The following is an 18,034-nucleotide window of genomic DNA, read 5'->3' as shown; positions in this document are numbered from 1 at the left end:
AATTCTGAACGGCTGAGGTCCAACCCGGACATATTCCACACTTAACGCGAACAGCGCCTTAATTTTCCGTTAATACTGTCCAGTTAATATGTGCTCCTGAACGTCCGTTCTACGAATCAAGGAGCGCACCCTGGATGCCATCCACCTGGGACCACTGGTCCTGCCGCTGCGGGTCGTGAGTCCCCTCACAGCACTCGCCGTCGCCAACCTTGCCGCCTGGGCCTGGCAGCGCCGGCACGGCATCGATGCCGGCCCCGCCCTGTGGCGCATGACGGTCTGGGGCTTCGTCGCAGCCCGTGCCGCCTTCGTCTTCAAGCACTTCGATACCTACCTCGCCGCGCCTTTGTCGATGCTCGACATCCGCGACGGCGGCTTTGTCGCCTTTGCCGGCCTGCTGGCCGCCTGTGCGGCCGGTTTCGAGCAGCTGCGCCGCCAACCCGCGCTGCGCCGGCCGCTGCTCGGGGCGGCGCTGGCGGGCATCCTGGTCTGGGCCGGCACCGGACTGGCCATCCAGGCCAGCCAGCCGGCCAGCAGCCCACTGCCCGAGCTCGCCTTCCGGCGCCTCGACGGCAGCGCGGTGCGCCTCGCCGAGTTCAAGGGCAAGCCTGTCGTGCTCAACCTGTGGGCCACCTGGTGTCCGCCCTGCCGGCGCGAGATGCCAGCCATGGCGGCGGCGCAGGCGGCCAGTCCTGACGTCGCCTTTGTCTTCGTCAACGCCGGCGAGGAGCCCGATACGGTACGGCGCTATCTCGCGGCGCAAGGCCTGTCCCTGCCGAACGTGCTGCTGGACGGTCCGCGCGCGCTGGCCCCGGCCGTGGGCGCGGCCGGCTATCCGACCACGCTGTTCTACGACCGCCGCGGCATGCTGGCCGGGCGCCACATGGGCGAGGTGTCGCGCGCGGCGCTGGACGAGCAATTGAGCGGGCTGCGCAAGGCGCCCTGACATGCCATCATTCACCCGGGCGCTGGCCGGATGGCACACCTTGTACGATCCAGCTTGACCAAATCCAGGGGAGAATGAACATGACAGTCGACTGGATCCACTTCACGCCCTGGACCTCGCTCATCGGCGGCATGCTGATCGGCCTGGCCGCGGCGCTCCTGATCCTGCTGAATGGCCGCATCGCCGGCATCAGCGGCATCCTCGGCGGCCTGCTGCGCCCGAGCCATGGCGACACCGCCTGGCGCGCCCTCTTCCTGCTCGGCCTGGTGCTCGCGCCGGTCCTCTACGCGCTCTTCAATCAGCTGCCCGAACTGCACGTCGACGCCGGCAGCGGCATGCTGCTCGGCGCCGGACTGCTGGTCGGCATCGGCACCCGCTACGGTTCCGGCTGCACCAGCGGCCACGGCGTGTGCGGGGTGGCGCGCCGCTCGCCCCGTTCGCTCGCCGCAACCGGCCTGTTCGTCGGCGCCGGCTTCGCCACCGTGTACCTGGTACGCCACGCCCTCGCCTGAGGAATACCCCATGCAACTCGTATTCGTTTTCGCCATCGGCCTCCTGTTCGGCATCGGCCTGATCGTCTCCGGCATGACCGACCCCGGCAAGGTGCTCGGTTTCCTCGATCTCGCTGGGAACTGGGACCCGTCGCTGCTGTTCGTGATGGGCGGCGCGACCCTGGTCGCGGCCATCGGTTTCGCCCTGGCGCGGCGGCGCGGGCGGACGCTGTCCGGGGCGCCGATCAGGCTGCCTACAAGCACCGCCATCGACCGCCGCCTGGTGATCGGCAGCCTCGTCTTCGGCGCCGGCTGGGGCCTGGCGGGCTTCTGTCCGGGGCCGGCCCTGGCCTCGCTCGGCACCGGGCGCGGCGAGCCGCTCCTGTTCGTCCTCGCGATGGTCGCCGGCATGGCCTTGTTCGAGCTGGTCGAATGGCTGCGGGCACGCGGCCCGAAAATGGCCTGAGTCCGCCTCCGCTGCCGTAGAATGCGCGGCGAGGAGAACGCCATGAACCCGATCCAGCTGTTCGACGCCGAGTCGTCGACCTATACTTACATCCTGGCGGCCGCCAACGGCGAGGCGGCCATCATCGACCCGGTCGACCGCCATTGCGAGCGCGATCTCGCGCACCTGCGCCGGCTCGGCCTGCGGCTCGCCTACGCGCTGGAAACCCATGCCCATGCCGACCACGTCACCTCGAGCGGCAGACTGCGCGAACTGACCGGCGCGCGCGCCTGCGCCCCGAGCGGCTGCGGCATCGCGCCGGCCGAAGTCCAGCTCGAGGATGGCGACGTGGTCCACTTCGGCGGCGAGGAGGTCCGTGTGCTGCACACGCCCGGCCATACCGCGGGCAGCGTCAGCTTCCTGTGGCGCGCCAACCTGTTCACGGGCGACACCCTGCTGATCGACGGCTGCGGCCGCACCGACTTCCAGGGCGGCAGCGCGGGCGACCTGTACGACAGCGTCCGGGATAAACTGTTCGCCCTGCCGGACGAGACCCGGGTCTGGCCGGGGCACGATTACCGCGGCCAGAGCGTCTCGACCATCGGCTGGGAGAAGCGCAACAACGCGCGCCTCGCCGGGCGCAGCCGCGACGATTTCATCGCCCTGATGGCGGCGCTCGACCTGCCGCAGCCGAAGATGATCGACGTGGCGCTGGCGGCGAACCGGCGGCTGGGGTTGGTGCACACCGTCTGACCCGCCATTCCATCCCCGCCGATGCCCATATGCATTAGAATCATTGACTTTTGCATACCGGCGCAGGCGGCAATGGCAGACCCAAAACAAGAACTCAAACGCGGCCTCAAAAGCCGCCACATCCAGCTGATCGCCCTCGGCGGCGCGATCGGCACCGGCCTCTTCCTCGGCATCGCCCAGACGATCCAGATGGCCGGACCCTCGGTCCTGCTCGGCTACGGCGTCGCCGGCCTGGTCGCCTTCCTGATCATGCGCCAGCTGGCCGAGCTCGTGGTCGAGGAACCGGTTGCCGGTTCCGTCAGCTATTTCGCCGACAAATACGGCGGCCACATGGCCGGCTTCATCTCGGGCTGGAACTACTGGGTGATGTACATCCTCGTCAGCATGGCCGAGCTGTCGGCGGTCGGCATCTATGTCCAGTTCTGGTTCCCGGAGGTGCCGACCTGGGTGTCGGCCCTCGTCTTCTTCGCCATCATCAATTCCTTCAGCCTGCTCAACGTGAAGGCCTTCGGCGAGCTCGAATTCTGGTTCGCCGTGATCAAGGTCGTCGCCGTGATCGGCATGATCCTGTTCGGCGGCTGGCTGCTGGTGTCGCACACGGCCGGCCCCGAGGCGGGCGTGGCCAACCTGTGGCGCCATGGCGGCTTCTTCCCGAACGGCGTGCAGGGCCTGGTGATGGCGATGGCCGTCATCATGTTCTCCTTCGGCGGGCTGGAACTGATCGGCATCACCGCCGCCGAAGCGGACGATCCTGCCCGCTCGATCCCGCGCGCGACCAACCAGGCCCTGTACCGCGTGCTGATCTTCTATATCGGCTCGCTGTTCATCCTGCTGTCGCTGTTCCCGTGGCAGAAGGTCGCCAGCGGCGGCAGCCCCTTCGTCCTGATCTTCGCCGCCCTGAACAGCAATGCCGTCGCCACCGTCCTCAATGTCGTCGTGCTGACGGCCGCGCTGTCGGTCTACAACAGCGGCGTGTACGCCAACACGCGCATGCTGTATGGCCTCGCGGCCCAGGGCAATGCGCCGCGTGCGCTGCTCAAGCTCACCCGCAGCGGCGTGCCGCTGGCCGCGCTCGGGGTCTCGGCGCTCGCCACCGGCGCCTGCATCCTGGTGAACTACTTCCTGCCGGCCGAAGCCTTCGGGATGATGATGGGACTGGCGACGGCGGGCCTGATCATCAACTGGGCCACGATCTCGCTCGTGCATTTGCGCTTCCGCGCTGCAAAGGCGGGGTCCCGCACCGGCTTCCCGAGCCCCTTCTACCCGCTCGCGAACTACCTGTGCCTGGCCTTCCTGGCCGGGATCACGGTGGTGATGTACCTGATCCCCGGCATGCGCATCTCGGTCTACCTGATCCCGGTATGGCTGCTGGTGCTGTGCATCGGCTACGTGGTGCGCCAGCGCCGCGCCCGCGCCGCGCTGGCCTGAGCGAGGCTCGCGCCGCGGCCTGGACAAAGCGGCTACCATGGTCCCGTTACCTATGGTGGCCACGACATGGAAACCTTTGCACAGCGTTTCGCTCGCGGTAGCGGCGCCGCTGCCCTTCCCGGGCCGGCAGGCGCGGCTCCGGCGCACCCGGCCGACCCGGGCGTGCTGGTGGCGGACGCCGAACAACGGGTGCTGGCCGCGAGCAAGACCTTTTTTGAACGTACCCGCCTGGCGAACCCCGACGTCGTCGGACGTACCCTGGCCGAACTGGCCGTCGCGCTGGCGCACAATCACGCGCTGGTCCAGCCGGCGGAACTCGACATCGTCCCGGTGCAGGGCGCCGGCGGCGCGGCCACCCATTACACCGCCACCCTGCGCGAGGGCAGCGGCTTGCCCACGCATGCCGCGGCGCCGGCCAGCCGGCCGCGCGGCTTCGACGAGCTGCTCGACCATATTCCGGCCGGCGTCGTCGTCCACGCCAGCGACGAGCGCGCGGTCTACGCCAACTGCCATGCGCTGCGCCTGCTCGGCTCGGCCCTCGACGCCATGCGCCGCGCCCCGCTGGCCGCCAGCGACTGGATCCTGCTGCGCGCCGACGGCACGGTCCTCGCGCCCGACGACTACCCGGTCGCCTCGGTGCTGCGCCACGGGACCATGCTCAGCAATTTCATCATCGGCCTGCGCTGCGGCGAAACGCTGCGCTGGCTGATCTGCAACGCCTTTCCGGTCCACGCCAGGGACGGCAGCGTCAACGAGGTGATCGTCTGCTTCACCGACTGCACCCAGCTCAAGGAAGTCGAACAGTCGCTGTTCAAGTCCGAGGAGCGCCTGCGCCTGGTGCTGCAGGGCTCGACCGATGCACCCTGGGACTGGGACCTGGTCAGCGACCAGCTCTATTATTCGGAGCGCTACTGGGAGATGGTCGGCTACCGGCCGGGCGAACTGCCCGAGCGGCCCGAAACGTGGACCGCCATGCTGCATCCCGAAGACCGCGAGCGGGCGATCCACTTCGTGCGCAGCCTGCTGCGCGGCCAGGACCGCAGCTACAGCGTCGAATTCAGGCTCCGGCACCGCGACGGCCATTACGTGCCGGTGCTCTCGCGCGGCTTCGTGCTGCGCGACGAACACGACCGGGCACTGCGCATGTCGGGCACGAATACCGACCTCACCGAGGCCAAGCTGGCCGAGCGCCACATCTACGAGCTGGCCTATTTCGATTACCTGACCGGGCTGCCGAACCGGCGCCTGCTGATCGAGCAGCTCGCGAAAATCCTGCCGCGCAGCGAGCGCACGCGCCAGTTCGGCGCCCTGCTGTTCATCGATCTCGATAACTTCAAGCTGCTCAACGACACCCTCGGCCACGACGTCGGCGACCAGCTGCTGCGCGAAGTGGCCGAGCGCCTGCGCCACACGGTGCGCGAGAGCGACCACCTGTCGCGCCTGGGCGGCGACGAATTCGTCGTCGTGCTCGAGAACCTGGGCGAGACCGCCGATGCGGCCGTGCACGAAGCGGGCACGATCGGCGCCAAGCTGCTGCACGCCCTGGCCCAGCCCTACCAGCTGGCGGACCGTCCCAGCGTCAGCACGCCGAGCATCGGCGTGGCCATGTTCGGCGCGCTGCCGGCCAGCGTCGACGCCCTGCTGCGCCAGGCCGACCTCGCGATGTACCGGGCCAAGGCCGAGGGCCGCAACACGGTGCGCTTCTTCGACCCCAGCATGCAGGCGGCGGCCGACCGCCAGATCGAACTCGAACACGACCTGCGCGACGGCATCCGGCGCCAGCGCTTCGAGCTGCACTGCCAGCCCCAGTTCGGCGTCGGCGGGCGCCTGGTCGGCGGCGAAGTGCTGCTGCGTTCGCGCCATGCGGGGCTGGAGCTGGTCGGCCCGGCCGAATTCATCGGCCTGGCCGAATCGAGCGGCCTGATCGTCCCGCTGGGCGCGATGGTGCTGCAGGAGACCTGCCGCGTCCTGGCGCGCTGGGCGCGCGACCCGAAGCTGGCCGGCCTCACGCTCGCCGTCAACGTCAGCGCCCAGCAGCTGCGCCAGGCCGACTTCGTCGAGCGCGTGCTGGCGACCCTGGTCGAGACCGGTGCCGCACCGCACCGCCTCTGCCTCGAACTGACCGAGAGCGTCTTCGCCGAGGACGTCGAGGACGTGATCGGCAAGATGCACGCCCTGCGCGCGCACGCGGTCAGCTTTTCGCTGGACGACTTCGGTACCGGCTACTCCTCGCTCAGCTACCTGAAGCGCTTCCCGCTGGCCGAGCTCAAGATCGACCGCAGTTTCGTCAAGGACCTGCCCGGGGACGCGAATGCGGGGGCGATCGTCGACGCCATCCTGGGGCTGGCGCGCACGCTCAAGCTGCAGGTGGTGGCCGAAGGGGTCGAGACCGAGGCGCAACGCGATTTCCTCGTGGCGCACGGGTGCGGGGTGCTGCAGGGCTACCTGTTCGGGAAGCCGGTGGCGATGGAAGAATTCGAGCGGATGTGGGGCGGCGCAATGTGAGTTCGTGGTGCTGTCGCGTGTTGCTGTCTCGGTCCTTTAGATCCGCGTGGGCATGAATGCCCACCCTATGGGAAGCCACTCTACGCAGGGTAAGCATTCATGCCCACGCGGTACGCACGTCTCCGTGCACCCGCCGCCGCCACCCGTGCGCTCGCCCGCGGCGCATCGCAGTATTCTGGTAACAATCCGACAACCTCCAACCGGACAAGGGTGTCCACAACCATGACCCTACTGCGCTCCGACGCCGCGCTGCGGCGCGACCAGATCCTCGATGCCGCCGACGCGGTCTTCTCCGAGCGTGGCATCACGGCGCCGCTCGACCTGGTCGTCACGCGCGCCGGCGTCGGGCGCGCGACCCTGTACCGCAACTTCCCCGACCGCGCGGCCCTCGTCGAGGCCCTGTTCGAACGCGCCATGAGCGGCCTGGAAGCCGAAGCGCGCGGCCACGACCTGTTCGCCCTGGTCGAGCAGGTGGGAATGAATCTGGTCGCAGCACCTGCCATCGCCGACTACTGGCGCGCGCTGGAACCCGGCCACCCGGCCGCGAAAGCCGCGCGCGAGCGCCTGGCGCGGCTGTTCCGCTCGCCGCTGGCCGCGGCCCTGAAGAGCAAGGCCTGCCGCCCCGACCTGCGCCCGGCCGACCTGGTTCTGCTCTGCGGCATGCTGGGCGCGGCGCTGCGCGGAGGTACCCTGGCCAGGCGCCGCAGCCTGGTGCGGCGCGCGCTCGAATTGACGGGCGGCGCGCTGTCGCCCCCCGCGCCGGCCCCGCGAGGACGCTGATGGCGCAGCTGCTCAGACCGACGCCCAACTGGGAGGAACACGAAAAGCCGACCCTGCCCGGCTCCGCCTCGATGCCCTACCATACGCCGATGGTGCGGCTGGCCTATGCGCTGGTCGCCCTGCTGGTCGGCATTACCGGCGGGCTGGGGAACGCCCTGGTCTCGGCCAACCTGCCGACGATAGGAGGCCAGCTCGGCCTGACGCCTTCCGAGGCCACCTGGCTCCCGGCCGCCTACGCGATGGTCAACGTGACCGTGAACCTGCTGGTCTTCAAGTTCCGCCAGCAATACGGCCTGCGCCTGTTCGCGGAGATCGGCCTGGCGATGTACGCGGCCGTCACCTGCCTGCACCTGATGGTCGGCGGCTTCACGATGGCCGTCGCGGTGCGCGCCGTCAGCGGTTTCGCCGGCGCCGCGGCCACCACGCTCTCGATGCTCTATATGCTGCAGGCCGCGCCGCGCGCCTACACCGGCAAGATGGTCGTGATCGGGGTCGGCATCCCGCAACTGGCGACGCCCCTCGCCTGGCTGCTCTCGCCGACCCTGCTGGTGTTCGGCCAGTGGCACAACCTGTATCTGTTCGAGGCCGGCCTGGCCCTGTGTTCGTGGGCGGCCGTGGTGGTGCTGAAGCTCCCGCCGGGCATGCACATCAAGGTCTTCGAAAAGCTCGACTTCCTCACCTTCGCCCTGATGGCGCCCGGCGCCGCCATGCTGGTGGCGGTACTGGCACAGGGCTATTCGCAGTGGTGGTTCGACGAGCCCTGGCTGGCCTGGCTCCTGATGGGCGCACTGGTCCTGATCAGCGCCGCCTTCTACATCGAGCATCATCGCGCGAACCCGCTGATCCAGACGCGCTGGCTGGTCACGCCCAGCATCCTGCGCTTCATCGTCGGCGCCTTCCTGATCCGCTTTCTCACCACCGAGCAGACCGTGGGCGCGGTCGGCCTGCTGCGCGTGCTGGGCATGGGGCCGGACCAGATGCAGCCGCTGTTCGGCGTGATTTTGATCGGCACCATCTGCGGCATCGCCGCCAGCTCGCTCACCTTCAGCCCCAAGACCCTGATCGCGCAGATCATCGTCGCCATCGTCCTGTTCGGCACGGCGGCGGCCCTCGACTACGGGCGCACCAGCCTGGACCGGCCGCAGGACTTCTTCTTCAGCCAGTTCCTGGTGGCCGTGGGCAGCGGCATGTTCCTCGGGCCGCTGGTCCTGCTCGGGATCACCCAGGCCCTGAAGTTCGGGCCGAACTACGTGATCACCTTCACCGTCGTGCTGTCGATGACGCAGACGCTTGGCGGCCTCACCGGCTCCGCGCTGCTCAGCACCTACCAGCTGCACCGCGAGCAGGTGTATTCGAGCGACCTCACGGCGCAACTCAATCCCGCCGATCCCCAGGTCGCCCAGCGCCTGCAGCTGCAGGGCGGGATCTACCGCGGCACGATCGCCGACCCGGTCCTGCGCGCCGCGCAAGGCGCCGCCCTGCTGGCCCAGATCACGCGCCGCGAGGCGAACGTCAGGGCCTACAACGATGTCTTCGCACTGAGCGGCGTGCTGGCCCTGCTGTTCCTGTTCTGGTCCCTGTACGTGGCGGTGCGCGTGGCCATCCGCGAGCGCCGTGCCGCCCTTGCCAACAACCCCTCCTGAACCTGGTATACATGAATAGTCCGACACCTCCCACCCGCGACGAAATCGAAGCCGCCAAGGCCAACCCGCCGGTCCCCACCGACGCCGACGACAGCGCGCGCGTCGCCGCGCCAGGGACCGCCGCGGCCGCAGGCGCCGCCGACACCGCGGCGCCGCCGAAAAAAATCAAGGCCACCCCGGCCTCGATCGGCATCATGGCGGTGGTCGCGGCGGTCGGCATCGGCCTGATCATGTGGGCCTGGCACCTGGGCCCCTTCAACAGTACCCGCGTCAGCACCGACAACGCCTATGTGCGCGGCGCCATCACCGTGCTGGCGCCGCAGGTCAACGGCTATGTGACCGAGGTGCTGGTCAAGGACTACCAGTACGTCAAGGGTGGCCAGGAACTGCTGCGCATCGACGACCGCATCTACCGCGAACGGGTGCGCGCGGCCGAGGGCCAGGTCGCGAATGCGACGGCCGCCCTGAACAACGCCGAACAGACGCAGGCCCAGAACACCGCCACCGTCGGCTCGGCGCGCGCCAACCTGGTGGCGGCCCAGGCCGAGCAGGCCCGCGCGCGCGCCGAGCAGGCCCGGGTCGACGAACTGGCAGAACGCGGCTCGGTCTCGCTCAGCGAGCGCGATCGGGTGCGCACCTCGGCCCGTCTGGCGGCGGCGAATGTGCTCAAGGCGCAGGCCGAGATCGAGATCGCGCAGCAGCGCGTGAAAGGGACGACGGTCTCGCGCGGCGGCCTGGAAGCCCAGGTCAGCATGGCGCAGGCCCAGCTCGAGCTGGCCAAGATCGACCTGGCCAACACCGTGATCGTCGCGCCGCGCGCCGGCCAGGTGAGCGAGGCGACGGTGCGCCGCGGCCAGTACGTGACGGCCGGCTCGCAGTTGCTGTTCCTCGTGCCCGATACCCTGTGGGTGGTGGCCAACTTCAAGGAAGGCCAGACCTGGCGCATGCGGGTCGGCCAGCAGGCCAGCTTCAAGGTCGATGCCTTCGAGGGCGAGGTACTCACCGGCCACGTCGAGCAGATCGCGCCGGCCACGGGTTCGGAATTCTCGGTGCTGCGTCCGGATAACGCGTCCGGCAATTTCACGAAGGTGGTGCAGCGCCTGCCGGTCCGGATCGCGATCGACCCGGACCAGCCGCTGGCAAAGCGCCTGCGTCCCGGCATGTCGGTGACGGCCGAAGTCGATACCGGCGCGGCGCCGCGCGAGGCCGATAACGCGCGCGCAGCCGGGAACGCCCGATGAGGCGGCGCAGCTTCAACACGGCGCTGGCCTTGCTCGGTGCGGGCACTCTTGCCGGCTGCCTGCCAACTTATCGCGCGATGCCGGACGCCGCCCGCGTGACGGCGCCCGAGAACTGGCGCGAACAGCTTGCCGGCAGCGCCGCCGTCGATCCGGGCTGGTGGAGCAGCTTCGGCGATCCGGCCCTCTCTCGCCTGGTCGAGGCGGCGCTGACGCGCAACAGCGACGTGCTGATCGCGGTGGCGCGCGTCGACGAAGCCCGCGCCCAGGCCGAACTCGCGGAAGCCGCGCGCCTGCCGGCCCTGAACGGCGCGCTCGGCGTGCAGGCGGGCCGCGCGCTGACGGCAACCGGCATCAGCACCAGCCGCTCGATCCAGCCGACTTTGCAGGCCAGCTGGGAACCCGACCTGTTCGGCCGCATCCGCAACCAGGTCCGCGCGGCCGGCCTGCAATACCGGGCGACGCAGGCCGAACGCGATGCGGCCGCGCTGGCGGTGGCGGCAGGCACGGTCCAGAACTATGTCGCCCTGCTTGCTCTCGATGCACAGCTGAGCATCACGCGCGAGACGGTCGCCTCGCGCAACGAGGCGCTGCGCCTGGCCCAGGACCAGGCCCGGGTCGGCTACATCTCGCAGCTGCAGCTGACCCAGGCCCAGTCCGAATACCAGTCGGTGCTGGGCGCGATCCCGGAGCTGGAACTGGCGGTACGGCGCCAGGAAAACGCGCTGCGCCTGCTGGCGGGCGAACTGCCCGGAGACGTCGAGCGCAGTACCGATGGGAGAGGCGGCTTCGCGGCCCTGCGCCTGCCGCCGGTGCCCGCCGTGCTGCCCTCGCAGCTGCTGGCGCGCCGGCCCGACATCGCCCAGCGCGAACTGCTGCTGGCCGCCAGCGACGTCAACCTCGCGCTGCGGCGCCAGGCCTTCCTGCCGCAAGTCTCACTGAGCGCCCAGCTCGGGAGCCTGTTCGTGAACGCCCTCGACTACGATCCGGTGACCGTCTGGAGCCTGGGCGGCAGCGTGCTCGCGCCCCTGTTCACGGGCGGGCGCCTGAGCGCCCAGTACGAGGCCGCCGCCTCCCAGCGCGACCAGGCGGCGTTCGCCTACCGGCGCAGCGTCCTGACGGCGTTCTCGGAGGTCGAAAATGCGCTGGCCGGGGTGCCGCGCCTGGCCGAGCAGGTCGACCATGCGACGCAGCGGCGCGATATCCTGACCCGTTCGCTCGGCTACGCGCACGACCGCTACCAGGCAGGCTACGCCTCTTATCTCGAGGAATTGGATGCGCAGCGCAATTTGTACCAGGTCGAGCTGAGCCTGGTTACGTTGCGGCGCACACAGGTCGAGAACCTGATCGGGCTGTACCGGGCGCTGGGCGGTGGATGGATGGCGCGGTAGGTGTCTTGGAGCAATCCAACATCAGGTTGGTTTGGTCTGGTTCAGGCTTCGGCGGTCGGCCACATGCTAGGTTTTGCCACGTGTGGGTGGCGGCGCGGTCGCGAGTTTTCCGAGGACGCGTATCACCGCGTGGGCTCGAGAGCCCACCCTACGGTCGTTGCGTACCGTAGGGTGGGCACTTGTGCCCACGCGGTGATACGTGACATGTGCGCTGTCGAAACACTTCCGACACCCGCGATCTATGCTGCAAAGCACCACGAAAATACTTCTCTGCAATGACCGTGCGCGCCATCGCACGATTTATGATCTCAGCTTGCCGCACATCACCTCACAAAGGAAACGCGCATTATGAGCCAGGGTAACCCTCTGTCGCTGCATGTCCCGGAGCCAACCGGCCGCCCGGGTTGCAAGACCGATTTTTCGTACTTACAAATGAGTCCCGCCGGCGCCGTCCGCCGGCCCGAGGTGGACGTCCAGTTCGGCGACACCGCCGACCTCGTGACTGTCCTGATCCGCGTGCTCGACGACGAAGGCAATGCCGTCGGCCCGTGGGCGCCGCAGATCGACACCGAACAGCTGCGCTTCGGCCTGCGCACGATGATGAAGACCCGCATCTTCGACGCGCGCATGGTCATCGGCCAGCGCCAGAAGAAGATGTCCTTCTACATGACCTCGCTCGGCGAGGAAGCCATCGGCACCGCGCACGCGCTGGCCCTGAAGGACGGCGACATGTGCTTCCCGACCTACCGCCAGCAAAGCCTCCTGATGGCGCGCGAATATCCGATGGTCGACATGATCTGCCAGCTGCTCTCGAACGAGCGCGACCCGATGAAGGGCCGCCAGCTGCCGGTCATGTACTCGGTCAAGGACAAGGGCTTCTTCTCGATCTCCGGCAACCTGGCCACCCAGGTGCCGCAGGCGGTCGGCTGGGCCATGGCCTCGGCGATCAAGGGCGACACGAAAATCGCCTCGGCCTGGATCGGCGACGGCGCCACCGCCGAATCCGACTTCAATACCGCCCTCACCTTCGCCCACGTCTACCGGGCGCCGTGCATCATCAACGTCGTCAACAACCAGTGGGCGATCTCGACCTTCCAGGCGATTGCCGGCGGCGAGAGCGTGACCTTCGCCGCGCGCGGCGTCGGCTCGGGCATCGCGTCCCTGCGCGTGGACGGCAACGATTTCCTCGCCGTGTATGCCGCGTCCTGCTGGGCCGCCCAGCGTGCCCGCCGCAACCTCGGACCGACCCTGATCGAATGGGTGACCTACCGCGCGGGCCCCCATTCCACTTCCGACGATCCGTCGCGCTACCGCCCGTCCGACGACTGGAGCCGCTTCCCGCTGGGCGACCCGATCGCGCGCCTGCGCCAGCACCTCACAAAACTGGGCGCCTGGTCCGACGAGGAGCACGAGCGGGTCCAGGCCGAACTCGAGGCCGAGGTCATCGCCGCGCAGAAGGAAGCAGAACAATACGGCACGCTGGCCGATGGCCGCGTCCCGAGCGCGGCGTCGATGTTCGAGGATGTCTACAAGGACATGCCCGAGCACCTGCGCCGCCAACGTCAACAACTGGGGGTGTGATGATGGTGCGTGATAGTGATAAAGATCCGGTCATGACGCAGATGACCATGATCCAGGCCCTGCGCTCGGCCATGGACGTGATGCTGGGCCGCGACGACAACGTGGTCGTGTATGGCCAGGACGTCGGCTATTTCGGCGGCGTGTTCCGCGCCACCGACGGTCTGCAGGCCAAATACGGGAAGCAGCGCGTGTTCGACGCGCCGATTTCCGAAGGCGGCATCGTCGGCACCGCGGTCGGCATGGGCGCCTACGGCCTGCGCCCGGTGATCGAGATCCAGTTTGCCGACTACTTCTATCCGGCCTCCGACCAGATCGTCTCCGAAGCGGCGCGCCTGCGCTACCGCTCGGCCGGCGACTTCACGGCCCCGCTGACGATCCGCATGCCCTGCGGCGGCGGCATCTACGGCGGCCAGACCCACAGCCAGAGCCCGGAAGCGATGTTCACCCACGTCTGCGGCCTGCGCACCGTGATGCCCTCGAATCCCTACGATGCGAAAGGCCTGCTGATCGCCTCGATCGAGAACGACGACCCGGTCATCTTCCTCGAGCCCAAGCGCCTGTACAACGGTCCCTTCGACGGCCACCACGACCGTCCGGTGGTCTCCTGGGGCAAGCACCCGATGGGCGAAGTCCCCGAGGGCTACTACACGGTCCCGCTGGACAAGGCGGCGATCTTCCGTCCCGGCGCGGATCTCACCGTGATCACCTACGGCACCATGGTCTGGGTCTCGGAAGCGGCGGCGATGGAGACCGGCATCGACTGCGAGATCATCGACCTGCGTACCCTGTGGCCGCTGGACCTCGACACCATCGTCGAATCGGTGAGGAAGACCGGCCGCTGCGTCGTCGTGCACGAAGCGACCCGCACCAGCGGCTTCGGTGCGGAACTGACGGCGCTCGTGCAGGAACACTGCTTCTATCACCTGGAAGCGCCGATCGAGCGCGTCACCGGATGGGACACTCCTTATCCGCACGCGCAGGAATGGGCGTACTTCCCCGGCCCCGACCGTGTCGGCGCCGCGTTCAAACGTGCGATGGAGGCGAAATAAATGGGTATTCACGTCATTAAAATGCCCGACCTGGGCGAAGGCATTGCCGAAGTCGAGGTCGTGGCCTGGCACGTCAAGCCGGGCGACACGGTCAAGGAAGACCAGGTGCTGGCCGATGTCATGACCGACAAGGCAACCGTCGAGATCCCGTCGCCGGTGCACGGCACCGTCACCTCCCTGGGCGGCAAGCTGGGCGAAGCGATGGCCGTGGGCGCGGAACTGATCCGGCTCGAGGTCGAAGGCGCGGGCAATCACTCCGGTGAGACGACTGCAGCGCGCCAGCAGACCCCTGCCGCCAAGGCGGCGCCGGCCGGCTCCAGCGCCGGCACCGCCGAGGAGTTCCCACCGATCACGGTAGCGCAGCCGGAAACCGTCGTCACCACCGTGACCAGCGCGGAAGACGCAGCGCCGGCACAGGCCGCACCTGCGCGCCCCGCGCCGGCGCCGGCCTACACGCAAGGCGCGGGCGGATCGCAGGCGCCGGCCCACCACGGCCGCGCCGCCGGCGAAAAACCGTTGGCCGCTCCCGCCGTGCGCCAGCGTGCCTGGGACATGGGCATCGAGCTGCAGTACGTGACCGGCTCCGGTCCGGCCGGCCGCATCAGCCACGCCGACCTCGACGCCCACGTCGCGCGCGGCCAGCGCAAGGCCGCCGAAGGCGACCGCCGCTACGCCGTGCTGGAAGGCGAACAGGCGATGCCGCTGATCGGCATGCGCCGCAAGATCGCCGAGAAGATGGCCGAAGCGAAGCGCCGCATCCCGCACTTCACCTATGTCGAGGAAATCGACGTCACCGAACTGGAAGCCCTGCGCGTCCAGCTCAACGCGCGCTATGCGGGCCAGCGCCCGAAACTGACCCTGCTGCCGCTGATCATGCGCGCCGTGGTGCTGGCGATCCGCAAGTACCCATCGGTGAACGCCCGCTTCGACGACGACGCCAACATCCTCACCACGTATAACGCCGTCCACCTCGGCATCGCCGCGCAGACCGACGCCGGCCTGATGGTGCCCGTGGTGCGCAATGCCGAAGCGCGCGATCCATGGTCGGCAGCCGCCGAAGTGGCGCGCCTGGCCGACGCCGCCCGCAGCGGCAAGGCGCTACGCGAGGAACTCAGCGGTTCGACCATCACCATCACCAGCCTCGGTGCGCTGGGCGGCATCGTCACCACGCCGGTGATCAACCGTCCGGAGGTGGCCATCGTGGGCGTGAACCGCATCATCGACAAACCCGTGATCCTGAACGGCGCGATGGTGGCGCGCAAGACCATGAACCTGTCGTCTTCCTTCGACCACCGGGTGATCGACGGCATGGTGGCGGCGGAATTCATCCAGACCATCCGCGGCTACCTCGAGTGCCCGGCAACCCTGTTCGTGGAGTAAGGAGATGAATCAACTTGTCACGACCCTGCTCATCATCGGCGGCGGTCCCGGCGGCTATGTCGCCGGCATCAAGGCGGGCCAGCTCGGCATCCCGACCATCCTGGTCGACGCCGGCCAACTGGGCGGCACCTGCCTGAACATCGGCTGCATCCCCTCGAAAGCCCTGATCCACGCGGCCGAGGAATTCGAGAAGGCGGGCCACTATGCCGGCGATTCGCCGCTCGGTATCTCGGCCGCCGCGCCCTCGATCGATGTCACGCGCACCGTCGCCTGGAAGGACGGCATCGTCAAGCGCCTGACCGGCGGCGTCGGCGCGCTGCTGAAGAAGAACGACGTGCAGGTGATCCGCGGCTTCGCCCGCATCCTCGACGGCAAGACGGTCGAGGTGAAAACGGCGGACGGCGAACTGCAGCGCGTGCGCTGCGAACACCTGCTGCTGGCCAGCGGCTCGGAGCCGGTCGAACTGCCCTTCATGCCTTTTGGCGGGAACGTCGTCTCCTCGACCGAGGCGCTTTCGCCCGCAACGATTCCGCAGCAGCTGGTGGTCGTCGGCGCCGGCTACATCGGCCTGGAGCTGGGCACGGCCTACCGCAAGCTGGGCGCGGAAGTCACCGTCGTCGAAGCGGCCGAGCGTATCCTGCCGGCCTATGACGCGGAGCTGACCAAGCCGGTCGCGGCCAGTCTGAAAAAGCTGGGCATCGATTTGCGCCTGGGTTCCTCGGTGCTGGGCCTGAACGCGGCCGGCGACGGCGTGCGGGTCAAGACGGCCATGGGCGAGGAAATCGTCCTGTCCGCCGACCGCGTGCTGGTGGCCGTCGGCCGCCGTCCGCGCGCCGGCGGCTGGGGCCTCGAATCGCTGCAGCTCGACATGAACGGCCGCGCCGTGAAAATCGACGACCAGTGCCGTACCTCGATGCGCAATGTCTGGGCGATCGGCGACCTCGCGGGCGAGCCGATGCTCGCGCACCGCGCAATGGCGCAAGGCGAAATGGTGGCCGAGATCATCGCCGGCAAGCGCCGCCACTTCCAGCCGAACGCCATGCCGGCGGTCTGCTTCACCGATCCGGAAGTGGTCGTGGTCGGCATGGTGCCGGGCGAAGCGGAGGCCGCGGGGATCGACGCGATCAGCGCCAACTTCCCCTTCTCGGCGAACGGCCGGGCGATGACGATCGAGTCGACCGACGGGTTTGTGCGCGTCGTGGCACGGCGCGACAACCACCTGATCCTCGGCTGGCAGGCGGTCGGGCGCGGGGTGTCGGAACTGAGTACGGCCTTCAGCCACTCGATCGAGCTGGGGGCCACCCTGGAAGACGTGGGCGGCACCATCCACGCGCACCCGACCCTGGGCGAAGCGGTACAGGAAGCGGCGCTGCGGGCGCTGGGGCACGCGCTGCATATCTGAACGCAGGCCGGGTGGCAACCGGAAGGCCTGCGCGGGCAGGCCTTCTTCGCATCCGGCGCGTGCACACCGGGCCTTGTATCATGGGGTTTTACGGCCACGCTCCCCCGATGAAACACCGACTCTTCCTGTTCGACCTCGACGACACCTTGCTCGACTTTAAGGCCTCGGAACGGCTCTCTTTCGAACGCACCATGCGCGAATTGGGCCTGCAAGCGGTTCCCGACGGGCTGTTCGTTCGCTACCAGGCCATCAACCTGGCACTTTGGAGGGCGTTCGAGCTTGGCGCGGTGTCGAAGGACTTCCTGAAGGTGGAACGGTTCCGCCGAACCTTCGCCGAGTATGGCGCGGGCCTGGACCTGGATCCGCAAGCGGCCAGCGACCTGTATCTCGAGTCGCTGCCGAACACCGTCGTCCTGGTCGACGGCGCGCAGCAACTGTGCGAAACGCTGGCCGGCATCGGCGAAGTGGGCATCATCACGAACGGGGTCGAGCACATCCAGCACCGGCGCATCCGCGCCTCGGGGCTGCATGCGCACCTTTCCTTCGTGGCCACCTCCGAGGCCTGCGGCCACGCCAAGCCGGACGCCCGCTTCTTCAACTATGCCGTCAACATGGCGCGCGCCTTCTCGCACCAGGAGACGGTCATCGTCGGCGACCGCCTCGACGCCGACATCCTCGGCGCCAACCGGTTCGGCATCGACAGCTGCTGGTTCAATTCCGGCGGCCAGGCCAACAACTCGGAGGCGGTCCCCAGCTGCGAAGCGACGCGCCTGCAAGATGTGATTCCTGCATTGCGCGCGCTCCAATCGTTGTAATCGCGCACACCCGCGGCCGCTGTCTGGGATCGATCAATACCTACCCACCCCGACGCGCGCAACAATCGCTGGCTGGCAATCGTGCGTCACCTTAGTGCGCCACCTCGGTGCGTCACCTTGGTGCGTCACCTTGGTGCGTACGACAAACCCGCGCCTGGCCGAAGCGCCGCTTTCGGCCTCTTTCATTGAC

At 68.5% G+C, this 18,034-nt stretch carries 15 protein-coding genes; all 15 read left to right on the top strand.

The features are described 5' to 3' along the window. Nucleotides 1–175: 175 nt before the first annotated feature. The gene (locus ACI48I_RS16145; protein ID WP_498574769.1) at nt 176–943 is read left to right on the top strand and encodes a TlpA family protein disulfide reductase; all 768 of its coding nucleotides are present in this window, start codon (nt 176–178) and stop codon (nt 941–943) included. Between the two features lie 80 nt (nt 944–1,023). Then, nucleotides 1,024–1,455, top strand: coding sequence for a YeeE/YedE family protein (locus ACI48I_RS16140; protein ID WP_498575038.1), 432 nt, complete (start codon nt 1,024–1,026; stop codon nt 1,453–1,455). 10 nt (nt 1,456–1,465) lie between these two features. Beyond that, nucleotides 1,466–1,900: a YeeE/YedE family protein gene (locus tag ACI48I_RS16135; protein WP_498574768.1), complete on the top strand. Its 435-nt coding sequence runs from the start codon at nt 1,466–1,468 to the stop codon at nt 1,898–1,900. A gap of 42 nt (nt 1,901–1,942) precedes the next feature. Then, a complete protein-coding gene (locus ACI48I_RS16130; protein ID WP_498574767.1) occupies nt 1,943–2,632 on the top strand; it encodes an MBL fold metallo-hydrolase in 690 nt (229 codons plus the stop codon). Between the two features lie 72 nt (nt 2,633–2,704). After that, nucleotides 2,705–4,060, top strand: coding sequence for an amino acid permease (locus ACI48I_RS16125; RefSeq protein WP_498574766.1), 1,356 nt, complete (start codon nt 2,705–2,707; stop codon nt 4,058–4,060). A 66-nt stretch (nt 4,061–4,126) separates the two neighbouring features. Beyond that, nucleotides 4,127–6,565, top strand: a complete 2,439-nt coding sequence (locus tag ACI48I_RS16120; protein WP_498574765.1) for a putative bifunctional diguanylate cyclase/phosphodiesterase — start codon at nt 4,127–4,129, stop codon at nt 6,563–6,565. A 222-nt stretch (nt 6,566–6,787) separates the two neighbouring features. Next, nucleotides 6,788–7,345, top strand: coding sequence for a TetR/AcrR family transcriptional regulator (locus ACI48I_RS16115; protein ID WP_193685750.1), 558 nt, complete (start codon nt 6,788–6,790; stop codon nt 7,343–7,345). Beyond that, nucleotides 7,345–8,988, top strand: a complete 1,644-nt coding sequence (locus tag ACI48I_RS16110; protein ID WP_498574764.1) for an MFS transporter — start codon at nt 7,345–7,347, stop codon at nt 8,986–8,988. The genes ACI48I_RS16115 and ACI48I_RS16110 overlap by 1 nt, the downstream gene beginning before the upstream one ends. An 11-nt stretch (nt 8,989–8,999) precedes the next feature. Beyond that, on the top strand, nt 9,000–10,229 hold the full coding sequence (locus ACI48I_RS16105; protein WP_193685749.1) for an HlyD family secretion protein: 1,230 nt from the start codon (nt 9,000–9,002) through the stop codon (nt 10,227–10,229). Beyond that, on the top strand, nt 10,226–11,617 hold the full coding sequence (locus ACI48I_RS16100; protein WP_498574763.1) for an efflux transporter outer membrane subunit: 1,392 nt from the start codon (nt 10,226–10,228) through the stop codon (nt 11,615–11,617). Before ACI48I_RS16105 ends, ACI48I_RS16100 begins: the two co-directional genes overlap by 4 nt. Before the next feature lie 348 nt (nt 11,618–11,965). After that, nucleotides 11,966–13,198, top strand: coding sequence for a 3-methyl-2-oxobutanoate dehydrogenase (2-methylpropanoyl-transferring) subunit alpha (locus tag ACI48I_RS16095; RefSeq protein ID WP_498574762.1), 1,233 nt, complete (start codon nt 11,966–11,968; stop codon nt 13,196–13,198). A gap of 32 nt (nt 13,199–13,230) precedes the next feature. Continuing rightward, a complete protein-coding gene (locus tag ACI48I_RS16090; RefSeq protein ID WP_498574761.1) occupies nt 13,231–14,247 on the top strand; it encodes an alpha-ketoacid dehydrogenase subunit beta in 1,017 nt (338 codons plus the stop codon). Then, entirely contained in the window at nt 14,248–15,627 is a 1,380-nt protein-coding gene (locus ACI48I_RS16085; protein ID WP_498574760.1) for a dihydrolipoamide acetyltransferase family protein, read from the top strand. It abuts the gene before it with no gap. Nucleotides 15,628–15,631: 4 nt separating this feature from the next. Continuing rightward, complete coding sequence (gene lpdA / locus ACI48I_RS16080) at nt 15,632–17,029, top strand: dihydrolipoyl dehydrogenase (RefSeq protein WP_498574759.1); 1,398 nt, start codon at nt 15,632–15,634, stop codon at nt 17,027–17,029. 107 nt (nt 17,030–17,136) lie between these two features. Continuing rightward, complete coding sequence (locus ACI48I_RS16075) at nt 17,137–17,844, top strand: YjjG family noncanonical pyrimidine nucleotidase (protein WP_193685743.1); 708 nt, start codon at nt 17,137–17,139, stop codon at nt 17,842–17,844. Nucleotides 17,845–18,034 lie beyond the last annotated feature (190 nt).

This window comes from Massilia sp. LXY-5, assembly GCF_059801075.1.
The sequence above is the reverse complement of the archived record's forward strand: the minus strand, read 5'-3'. Positions and strand labels throughout refer to the sequence as shown.

Coding starts and splice junctions, on each gene's coding strand:
- ACI48I_RS16085 (WP_498574760.1), top strand. CDS start 14,248: ATGGGTATTCACGTCATTAAAATGCCCGACCTGGGCGAAGGCATTGCC.
- ACI48I_RS16135 (WP_498574768.1), top strand. CDS start 1,466: ATGCAACTCGTATTCGTTTTCGCCATCGGCCTCCTGTTCGGCATCGGC.
- ACI48I_RS16090 (WP_498574761.1), top strand. CDS start 13,231: ATGACGCAGATGACCATGATCCAGGCCCTGCGCTCGGCCATGGACGTG.
- ACI48I_RS16115 (WP_193685750.1), top strand. CDS start 6,788: ATGACCCTACTGCGCTCCGACGCCGCGCTGCGGCGCGACCAGATCCTC.
- ACI48I_RS16130 (WP_498574767.1), top strand. CDS start 1,943: ATGAACCCGATCCAGCTGTTCGACGCCGAGTCGTCGACCTATACTTAC.
- ACI48I_RS16110 (WP_498574764.1), top strand. CDS start 7,345: ATGGCGCAGCTGCTCAGACCGACGCCCAACTGGGAGGAACACGAAAAG.
- ACI48I_RS16095 (WP_498574762.1), top strand. CDS start 11,966: ATGAGCCAGGGTAACCCTCTGTCGCTGCATGTCCCGGAGCCAACCGGC.
- ACI48I_RS16140 (WP_498575038.1), top strand. CDS start 1,024: ATGACAGTCGACTGGATCCACTTCACGCCCTGGACCTCGCTCATCGGC.
- ACI48I_RS16075 (WP_193685743.1), top strand. CDS start 17,137: ATGAAACACCGACTCTTCCTGTTCGACCTCGACGACACCTTGCTCGAC.
- ACI48I_RS16100 (WP_498574763.1), top strand. CDS start 10,226: ATGAGGCGGCGCAGCTTCAACACGGCGCTGGCCTTGCTCGGTGCGGGC.
- ACI48I_RS16120 (WP_498574765.1), top strand. CDS start 4,127: ATGGAAACCTTTGCACAGCGTTTCGCTCGCGGTAGCGGCGCCGCTGCC.
- ACI48I_RS16125 (WP_498574766.1), top strand. CDS start 2,705: ATGGCAGACCCAAAACAAGAACTCAAACGCGGCCTCAAAAGCCGCCAC.
- lpdA (WP_498574759.1), top strand. CDS start 15,632: ATGAATCAACTTGTCACGACCCTGCTCATCATCGGCGGCGGTCCCGGC.
- ACI48I_RS16105 (WP_193685749.1), top strand. CDS start 9,000: ATGAATAGTCCGACACCTCCCACCCGCGACGAAATCGAAGCCGCCAAG.